The 10,150-nt window shown below is 64.8% G+C and carries 5 protein-coding genes; all 5 read left to right on the top strand.

Annotated elements, in window-relative coordinates:
• A partial coding sequence (locus tag OXN85_06470; GenBank protein MCY3599596.1) for a DNA-directed RNA polymerase subunit beta occupies positions 1-2,518 on the top strand: 2,518 nt, incomplete at its 5' end.
• Between the two features lie 19 nt (positions 2,519-2,537).
• Positions 2,538-6,791 carry a DNA-directed RNA polymerase subunit beta' gene (rpoC, locus tag OXN85_06465; protein MCY3599595.1) on the top strand — a complete coding sequence of 1,418 codons (4,254 nt, stop codon included), beginning with the start codon at positions 2,538-2,540 and terminating at the stop codon, positions 6,789-6,791.
• Between the two features lie 239 nt (positions 6,792-7,030).
• A complete protein-coding gene (rpsL, locus tag OXN85_06460) occupies positions 7,031-7,402 on the top strand; it encodes a 30S ribosomal protein S12 (GenBank protein MCY3599594.1) in 372 nt (123 codons plus the stop codon).
• Between the two features lie 31 nt (positions 7,403-7,433).
• The gene (rpsG, locus tag OXN85_06455) at positions 7,434-7,904 is read left to right on the top strand and encodes a 30S ribosomal protein S7 (protein ID MCY3599593.1); all 471 of its coding nucleotides are present in this window, start codon (positions 7,434-7,436) and stop codon (positions 7,902-7,904) included.
• Between the two features lie 52 nt (positions 7,905-7,956).
• A complete protein-coding gene (gene fusA, locus OXN85_06450; protein ID MCY3599592.1) occupies positions 7,957-10,053 on the top strand; it encodes an elongation factor G in 2,097 nt (698 codons plus the stop codon).
• The last annotated feature ends 97 nt before the right edge of the window (positions 10,054-10,150 follow it).

The raw sequence follows: 10,150 nt of genomic DNA, 5'->3' as shown, positions 1-10,150 counted from the left end.
CCAGGATGAAATCGTCTGGCTCTCGGCGAGCGAAGAGGAGGAATACTCGGTTGCGCAGGCGAACGCCGAACTCAACCCCGATGGGACGTTCGCCCGCTCGCTCGTCCTCTGCCGGCGTCGCGACGACTACCCGCTGCTCCCGCCGGACGAGATCGACTTCATGGACGTTGCGCCCGACCAGCTGGTGGCCGTGTCGCCCGCGCTCATACCGTTCCTCGAGCACGATGACGCGAACCGGGCCTTGATGGGATCGAACATGCAGCGGCAGGCCGTGCCGCTTCTCTTCCCCGAGCGCCCCCTCGTGGGCACGGGCCTCGAGGGCAAGGTGGCCCGCGACTCCGGTGCGGTCGTGCTTGCGCGCCGCGCCGGGACGGTGACACGGGTCACGGCGGACGAGGTCGAGATCGACACCGGCAAGCCCCGGCGCGCGGCCGGCGAGATTCCCCTCGCCCGCCTCACCCAGTACGACGCCTATCGCCTTCGGAAGTTCTGGCGCACGAACCAGGACACGGCGATCAACCAGAGGCCGATCGTCAGGGTCGGTGACCGCGTGGAAGCGGGCGATGTGGTCGCGGACGGCGCCGGCACGGATGGCGGCTCGCTCGCGCTCGGGCGTAACGCGCTCGTCGCTTTCATGCCCTGGTTCGGACACAATTTCGAGGACGCCATCGTGATCAGCGAGAAACTGGTCAAGGGCGATGTCTACACGTCGGTCCACATCCAGGAGCTCGAACTCCACGTCCGCGACACGAAACGGGGGATGGAGGAGATCACGCGCGAGATCCCGAACGTGGCCGAGGAAGCACTGGTCGACCTCGACGATCGCGGCATCGTCCGCATCGGCGCGGCGGTCCGGTCGGGAGACATCCTCGTGGGCAAGATCACGCCGAAGGGGGAGACCGAGCTTTCGCCCGAAGAAAAGCTGCTGACGGCGATCTTCGGGGAGAAGGCGAAGGATGTGAAGGACAGTTCGCTGCGCGTCCCGCCCGGGGTTGAGGGGACCGTGATCGACGTCAAGATTTTCTCGCGGCGAATCGACGACCCTCTGCTGGAACGGGAGCACGGCGAGCGCATCGCCGAACTGCGCGAGAGCGAGCGCGAGGAAATCGCACGGGTGATGGAAGCCCGGGACGAGGAGATCCTCGAACTGTTGCAGGGGGAGACGGTGGTCCTGTGTCTCGGCCGGGGCTCCCTCGAGCCGCTGTTCGCCGAGGGCACGAAGTTGACGAAGACGAAGCTTGGGAGCATCGACCTGGGAGAGATCGATCTCTCGACACTGAAAGTGAAGACGGAGAAGTCGAACGACCTGATCCGTCGCGTGGAAGCCGAGGCTCGCACGCGAGTCGAACGGATTCGCGAGCGTACGGAAGAGGGAATCGACAAGATCTTCCAACCCGACGAGCTGTCTCCGGGTGTCGTCCAGCTCGTGAAGGTCTACCTGGCGGAGAAGCGCAAGATCTCGGTTGGAGACAAGATGGCCGGCCGGCACGGGAACAAGGGCATCATCGCCCGCGTGGTTCCCGAAGAAGACATGCCGGTCCTCCCCGACGGACAGTCCATCGAAATCGTACTCAATCCACTCGGCGTACCGAGCCGGATGAACGTGGGACAGATTCTCGAGACCACGCTGGGCTGGGCGGCCCGGGCTCTCGGCTTCGAGGCGAATACGCCCGTCTTCCAGGGAGCGACGGAGCATGAGATCGGCGCCCTCCTGAAGATCGGGGGCGCCTACTGGGCGGCTCGTACGCTCGGATCGGACGTGGAACCGCCCGAACTGTCCTACGAGATGATTCAAACGCTCGTCAACGAGATACAGGCCTGGGAAGGAGACGACGAGGTTTCGGACCCGGCCAGTCTCGGGCGCACGCTCGACGCATACCTGGAAGGAGGAGGCGAACTTGCCTCGTACCTGCGGGGCCTTGCCTCCTTCGTCCTCAGCGCCGTGCGCGATGTCTCGGGCGCCAGGACGGCGGCGAAGCTGGGGTCCGAGGGTTGGCCGAAGACCGCCGCGCTCTCGGGGCAACGCAGGATCACCTCGGGTGTGGACGCGGCCGTCGTCGAACTCATGAACCGCGCGGGGCTGGGTTCGAACGGCAAGATGAGGCTGCGCGACGGCCGCACGGGCGAAGAGTTCGTGGCGGATATCGCGGTCGGCGAGATCTACATGATGAAGCTCTCGCACCTCGTCGACGACAAGATCCACGCGCGCTCCATCGGTCCGTACAGCCTCGTCACGCAGCAGCCGCTGGCCGGCAAGGCGCAGTTCGGAGGACAGCGCTTCGGCGAGATGGAGGTGTGGGCGCTGGAAGCCTACGGCGCGGCCCACACGCTGCAGGAGATGCTGACCGTCAAGTCGGATGACGTGACGGGACGGAGCCGGGTGTACGAGGCGATCGTGAAGGGCGACAACCTGCCCAAGCCGGGGGTGCCCGAGAGTTTCAATGTACTCGTCAAGGAACTTCAGGCGCTGGGGCTGAGCGTGACGCTCGGCGGCGACGAGTCGGAGCCGCTGTTCTAGCGATACAAGAGGGTGACAGATGATCGATTTTCCGCGAAATCGCAGTGCCGGTTCGTCCGAGTTCGACTGGATTCAGATCAAGCTCGCCTCGCCCGAGGAGATCCGGTCCTGGAGTCACGGTGAGGTCACGAAGCCGGAGACGATCAACTACCGGTCGTTCAAGCCGGAGCGCGACGGCCTCTTCTGCGAGCGCATCTTCGGGCCGGTAAAGGACTGGGAGTGCCACTGCGGGAAGTTCAAGCGGATCCGATACCGCGGCCACATATGTGACAAGTGCGGGGTCGAGGTCACGCTCTCGAAGGTTCGCCGCGAGCGGATGGGGCACATCGAGCTCGCGGTGCCCGTGGCCCACATCTGGTTCTTCAAGACCCTTCCTTCCCAGATGGGCTACCTGCTCGGGATGAAGCTGCGGGATCTCGAGAAGGTCATCTACTACGCCGCGCACGTCGTCACCGAACCCGGCCGGCAGGATGTCGAGTTCAAGCAGGTGCTGGAGGAGGATGAGTACTGGGAGCTGACGGACAAGGCGCGCGAAGAGGGGGATACCGACTTCCGCGCCGAAATCGGAGCGGAAGGGATCCGGACGCTGCTCGGACAGCTGGACGTCGATGAACTCGCCGAACAGCTGCGCTACGAGGTCGTGCATGAGACCTCGAAGCACCGGAAGAAGAAGAAGCTCAAGCGGCTCAAGGTGATCGACGCGATCCGAAACAGCGACGACGAAGTCTCCAAGCGGAACAGCCCCGAGCACATGATCATGGATGTAATTCCGGTGATTCCGCCGGACCTGCGTCCGCTCGTGCCGCTCGACGGCGGACGATTCGCGACATCGGACCTCAACGACCTGTACCGTCGCGTGATCAATCGGAACAACCGGCTCAAGAAGCTGCTGGAAATGCGCGCGCCGGAGGTGATCCTGCGCAACGAGAAGCGCATGCTCCAGGAGGCGGTGGACGCGCTGTTCGACAACGGGCGGCGCGGAAAGGCGATTCGCGGCAGGGGCAAGCGGCCGCTCAAGTCGCTGTCGGACATGCTCAAGGGCAAGCAGGGCCGGTTCCGCCAGAACCTGCTCGGAAAGCGCGTCGACTACTCCGGCCGGTCGGTCATCGTCGTGGGTCCGGAGCTCCGGCTGCACCAGTGCGGGCTGCCGAAGAAGATGGCCGTCGAGCTGTTCAAGCCGTTCATCATCCACGAACTCGAGCGACGGCTGCACGCCGAGACGGTGAAGCGCGCCAAGAAGCTCGTCGAACTCGACGACCCGACGGTCTACGAGGTCCTCGAGGACATCATCAAGGATCATCCGGTCCTCCTGAACCGGGCCCCGACGCTCCACCGGCTGGGGATCCAGGCCTTCGAGCCGGTGCTCGTGGAGGGGAAGGCCATCCGCATTCACCCGCTCGTGTGCGCGGCTTTCAACGCGGACTTCGACGGCGACCAGATGGCGGTTCACGTTCCGCTGTCGTTCGAATCGCAGCTCGAGGCGCGGATCCTCATGCTGTCGAGCAACAACATTCTGAAGCCCGCGAACGGCCGGCCGATCGCGTCGCCGTCCCAGGACATGGTCCTCGGCTGCTACTACATGACGAAGGTCCGACCGGACTTCGACGAGCATGAGGCGGGCTCGGATCTCCCCCACTTCGCGGACGCGGGTCAGGTTGAAATGGCGCTCGAGGCGGGGTATCTGCGCTCGCCGGCGGGGACGCCGGACTTCCACCTGCCGATTCGGCTGCTCGTCGAGGAAGAGGCCGACGACGGCCACGTCGAGCGGGAGTGGGTCGTGACCAGCGTCGGACGCGCCCTCTTCAACGCGATCCTGCCCTCCCGGGTACCGTACGTGAACGAGACGCTGGGCAAGGGGGCGTTGGGAGATCTCGTCTTCCGGTCATTCCGTCTGGCGGGACTCGAGGACACGACGGCGTTCCTCGATCAGCTCAAGGACTTCGGGTTCCGCAACGCGACGAAGGCCGGCGTTTCCATCGGACTCGATGACATGGAGATCCCGGCCGAGAAGCAGGAGATTCTCGGCGAGGCCCAGGAGGACGTGAATCGGTTCACGAAGGCGTACCACCGCGGCGTGATCTCCTTCGGGGAACGGTACAACAAGGTGATCGACGCCTGGACCCACGCGAACAACGATGTCGCCGACGCGATGGTCCGCGGGCTCCAGCAATCGAGACACGGCTTCAATCCGATCTTCATGATGTTCGACTCGGGCGCCCGGGGTTCCCGCGACCAGATCCGTCAGCTCGCCGGGATGCGAGGTCTGATGGCCAAGCCGCAGAAGAAGTTGACCGGCGGTATCGGCGAGATCATCGAGAGCCCGATCCGTTCCAACTTCAGGGAGGGCCTCAGCGTGCTCGAGTACTTCATCTCGACGCACGGCGCGCGGAAGGGACTCGCCGACACGGCCCTCAAGACGGCGGACGCCGGCTACCTCACACGCCGGCTCGTCGACGTGGCACAGGATGTCACGATCATCGAGGAGGACTGCAATACGGTCCTCGGGCTTGATGTCACGGCGCTCAAGGAAGGCGAAGACATCATCGAGCCGCTGTCGGATCGCGTCGCCGGCAACATCGCGGCGGAAGCCGTCATCGACCCCATCGACGACGAGGTCATCGTCGACGCTGGAGACATGATCACGGAGGCGCGGGCACGTGCCATCGACGAGAGCGGTGTGCAGCAGGTGCGCATCAAATCCGTCCTCACGTGCGAGTCCCGGCGGGGCATCTGTCAGCAGTGCTACGGCCGCAATCTCGCGACCATGGAACTCGTCGATCTCGGTGAGGCGGCGGGAATCCTCGCCGCGCAGTCGATCGGCGAACCGGGGACGCAGCTCACGCTCAGAACCTTCCATATCGGTGGGACGGCCGCCCGTATCGCGGCGCAGACGCAACGGCGCTCGAAGCTCGAAGGGCGGATCGCGTTCGAGCGCGTGACGACCGTCACCAGTCCGTCGGGCGATACGATCGTCACCAGCCGCGAGGGCGAGCTCCTCATGAAGACGCCGGACGACCGCGTTCTTTCGCGGCTCGCGATCCCCTACGGTGCGACGCTCTTTGTGAAGGACGACACCGACGTGGGGCACGGTGACCTGCTCTTCGGCTGGGACCCGTACTCCGAACCCATCGTTGCGGACAAGAAGGGGAAGATCCGGTTCACGGACATCGTGCCGGAAGAGACGGTCCGCGAGGAACTCGACGAGGCGACGGGACGGCGTCAGCAGGTCATCATCGACGACCGCGAGAAGAAGCTCCATCCCGTCATCAACATTGTGACCGGGAAGGGCGCCAAGCTGCGCGAGTTCATCGTGCCGGTCGGCACACAGTTGCTCGTGCAGGATGGACAGGCCGTCAACGCGGGGGAGACGCTCGCCAAGATCAGCCGCGAAGCCTACAAGACTCGCGACATCACGGGTGGATTGCCGCGCGTCGCCGAGCTGTTCGAGGCACGTAGGCCCAAAGACCCCGCAACGATCACCGAGGTCGACGGCCGCGTCTCGTTCGGTGGCATCAAGCGCGGGAAGCGCGAGATCGTCGTGACCATGGATGACGGCGAGGAGATGGTGTACCAGATCCCCGTCGGCAAGCACCTGCGGGTGCACGAGGGAGATCTCGTGCGTGCCGGCGACCGGCTGTCCGAGGGTCCGGTGAATCCGCACGACATCCTGCGTGTCCGGGGACCCCGAGCGGTGCAGGAGTACCTGCTCAACGAGATCCAGGAGGTCTACCGCCTGCAGGGTGTGCGGATCAACGACAAGCACATCGCGGTGATCGTGCGCCAGATGTTGCAGAAGGTCCGTATCACGGATCCGGGCGGCACGGAATTCCTCGAGGGAGAGCATGTCGACCGGATGGAGTTCCGCGACGCGACGCGCGAGGTTCTCGAGAGCGGAGGGAAGCCTCCGCGGGCGGAGCCGATCCTGCTCGGCATCACGAAGTCGAGCCTCACCACGGAATCCTTTATCAGTGCGGCTTCCTTCCAGGAGACGACGCGCGTGCTTACGGACGCCGCCGTGCGGGGGGCGAAGGACCGCCTCAGGGGGCTCAAGGAGAACATCATCATCGGGCATCTGGTCCCGGCGGGTACGGGGACACACCGATTCTCCGATATCGAATTCCTCGTGGACGACGCGCTCAAGGCGCAGATCGACTCCATGCGGCGCAGGATCGTGCCCGAGGAGATGCCCCGGAGTCTCTTCTCGGACCTGCGCGACCAGGCTGAGGAGGACGAGGCCACGGTGGCGGAGGAGGGCGCGGTCATGACGACCTGACGTCCGTTGGACGCCGAAACGGGGGTGCGTTTACGGGATCTCCGCGCCCCCCTCCAGGCGACCGAAGTTGCTTGACACGGAGAGACTTCAAGACTACTCTCTCTTGTCTGTCGACCGACCGGTCGGCAGTCGCCGCGGGGGCGGTTCGGATCCGTCCCCGATTTTTTTACCCCCAACGGCCGGGCCCCGAGTTCGGTGATCGGCGCACCGGTGCGGCCGAAGGGAGCGATGGAGCAGGAATGCCGACCATCAATCAGTTGGTCCGCAAGGGCCGCAAGAAGGTCCGGAAGAAGAGCAAGGCACCGGCGCTGGAGGGAAACCCCCAGAAGCGCGGTGTATGCACGCGCGTGTACACGACGACGCCGAAAAAGCCGAATTCGGCCCTGCGGAAGGTCGCCCGCGTGCGACTCACGAACGGATACGAAGTCACCGCGTATATCGGGGGTGAGGGCCACAACCTCCAGGAACACAGCATCGTGCTGATCCGCGGCGGACGGGTGAAGGACCTGCCGGGGGTGCGGTATCACATCATCCGCGGGACCCTCGACGCGTCGGGCGTGGACGACAGGAACCAGGGCCGGTCGAAGTACGGTTCGAAGAAGAGAAAATAGCTCCACCCGGAGCCGGATATGGCGAAACGAGATGCCACGACGAAACCGTGCCGAACAGCGTGAGGTGATTCCGGACTCCCGATACGGGAGCACGGAGGTCACGAAGTTCATCAACATGCTGATGCTGGACGGCAAGAAGTCCCTCGCCGAGCAGATCTTCTACGATGCAATGCAGAACATCGAGATGAAGACGGGACAGCCGGCGATGAATGTGTTCCGGCAGGCGCTGCAGAATGCGAAGCCCATCCTCGAGGTTCGCAGTCGACGCGTAGGTGGGGCGACGTACCAGGTTCCGATGGAAGTGTCGTACCGGCGGCGCGATTCCCTCGCACGCCGATGGCTCGTGCAGTACTCGCGCGCCCGCTCCGGCAAGACGATGGCGCAGCGGCTCGCCGGGGAACTGCTCGACGCCGCTCGCGGCGACGGGGGCGCGGTGAGGAAGAAGGAGGACGTGCACCGGATGGCGGACGCGAACAAGGCGTTCGCGCACTATCGCTGGTAAGGAGTCCGTCCGGCACCCGAGGTTCGACAGATAGAGATCAATAGACCGACTCATGGAGAGAAGAACGCCGCTGGAGCGGCTTCGGAATATCGGCATCATGGCGCACATCGATGCCGGAAAGACGACGACGACCGAACGGGTGCTGTTCTACACCGGCCGGACGCATCGCCTGGGCGAAGTGCATCATGGCGATGCGACGATGGACTGGATGGAACAGGAGCAGGAACGCGGCATCACGATCACATCGGCCGCCACCACCTGTAACTGGACGCACGACGGCGAACCCTACCGCATCAACATCATCGACACGCCGGGGCACGTCGACTTCACGGTGGAGGTGGAGCGCAGCCTCCGCGTGCTCGACGGCGCCGTGGCCCTCTTCTGCGCCGTGGGTGGCGTGGAGCCGCAGTCCGAGACGGTATGGCGGCAGGCCGACAAGTACGGTGTCCCGCGCATCGCGTTCGTCAACAAGATGGACCGCGTCGGCGCCGACTTCATCAATGTCGTGCGGATGATGCGGGACCGCCTGGGCGCGAACGCGCAACCGCTTCAGATCCCCCTCGGCGAGGGTGAGCTCTATACGGGCATGGTCGACCTCATTCGCGAGGTCAAGGTCGTCTACGACGATGAATCTCTGGGCGCGCGCTGGACCGAAGGTCCCGTGCCGGACGCCCTGGTGGACCAGGTGGCGGAGCTGCGGAACTCCCTCATCGAGGCCGCGGTCGAATACGACGAACCCATGCTCGAGAAGTATCTCGAAGGGGAAGAACTCACCGAGGACGAAATCCGCGGCGCGGTGCGGAAGGCGACGCTGGCCAACGGGATCACGCCGATCCTGTGTGGCTCCGCCTTCAAGAACAAGGGCGTTCAGCGCCTGCTCGACGCCGTGATCGACTTCCTCCCCTCTCCCCTCGATGTCCCTCCCGTCACCGGCCACCTCCCGCAGCAGGATGAGACGGAGGTCGAGCGTGCGGCTGACGAAGAGGCGCCGTTCGCGGCGCTCGCGTTCAAGATCGCGACCGATCCGTACGTGGGACGTCTGACCTACTTCAGAGTTTATTCCGGAACGGCGAAGGCCGGCTCGAAGGCGCTGAATTCGTCCAGGGGACGGAAGGAGCGCTTCGGGCGGTTGCTCCAGATGCACGCGAACAAGCGGGAGGAGCGCGACGAGGTGTTCGCCGGCGACATCGCAGCCGCAATCGGACTCAAGCATACGCGGACGGGAGATACGCTCTCGTCGGCGACCGATCCGATCGTGCTCGAGTCGATGAGCTTCCCCGAACCCGTAATCCGGGTGGCGATCGAGCCCCGGACGAAGGCGGATCAGGAGAAACTGTCGGGGGCCCTCGCGAAGCTGGCCGAGGAAGACCCGACATTCCGCGTCTACACCGACGAGGAGACGGGGCAAACGATCATCAGCGGGATGGGGGAACTCCATCTCGAGATTATCGTCGACCGGCTCCAGCGCGAGTTCAGGGTCAACGCGAACGTCGGCCGGCCGCAGGTGGCCTACCGCGAGACGATCCGCAAGGCCGTCCGCAAGGTAGAAGGCCGCTTCGTGCGGCAGTCCGGCGGCCGCGGGCAGTTCGGGCACGTGATCATCAACCTCGAGCCCACGGACCCCGGCGGCGGGTTCATCTTCGACTCCGAGATCAGGGGCGGAAACGTGCCCCGCGAGTATGTGCTCTCGGTCGAACAGGGGATTCGCGAGGCGTTGGATTCCGGGATCGTCGCCGGCTACCCGATCATCGACATCAAGGCCACGCTGATCGACGGCTCGTACCACGAGGTCGATTCCAGCGAGATGGCGTTCAAGATTGCGGGCTCGATCGCGCTCAAGGAAGGTGCGCGCAAAGCGCAGCCGGTGCTGCTCGAGCCTGTCATGAACGTGGAAGTCGTTACACCCGACGACTATCTCGGGGACGTGATGGGAGATCTCTCCAGTCGGCGGGGCAAGATCGGCGGCATGACGCAACGTTCGTCGGCCCAGGTCGTCGGGGCGTCCGTGCCGCTCTCGGAGATGTTCGGCTACGCGACCTCTCTGCGCTCGATCAGCCAGGGTCGCGCGGTCTACACCATGCAGTTCTCGCACTACGAGGAAGTTCCGGGCTCCAAGACGGCGGAGATCGTCTCCGCCAACGGTTCGTAGGCGGCGAAGAGCCCGCCTGCGCGCAGGCCGCAGACGAGACACAGGAGAACGAGGGGCGATGGCGAAGGAAAAGTTCGAGCGAACGAAGCCGCACGTG

This window comes from Candidatus Palauibacter australiensis, from assembly GCA_026705295.1.
GTDB classification, from domain to species: Bacteria; Gemmatimonadota; Gemmatimonadetes; order Palauibacterales; family Palauibacteraceae; genus Palauibacter; species Palauibacter australiensis.
The sequence above is the reverse complement of the archived record's forward strand: the minus strand, read 5'-3'. Positions and strand labels throughout refer to the sequence as shown.

Excerpts from the sequence above, each read along its gene's own strand:
- fusA (MCY3599592.1), top strand. The coding sequence starts at position 7,957 with ATGGAGAGAAGAACGCCGCTGGAGCGGCTTCGGAATATCGGCATCATG.
- rpsG (MCY3599593.1), top strand. The coding sequence starts at position 7,434 with ATGCCACGACGAAACCGTGCCGAACAGCGTGAGGTGATTCCGGACTCC.
- rpsL (MCY3599594.1), top strand. The coding sequence starts at position 7,031 with ATGCCGACCATCAATCAGTTGGTCCGCAAGGGCCGCAAGAAGGTCCGG.
- rpoC (MCY3599595.1), top strand. The coding sequence starts at position 2,538 with ATGATCGATTTTCCGCGAAATCGCAGTGCCGGTTCGTCCGAGTTCGAC.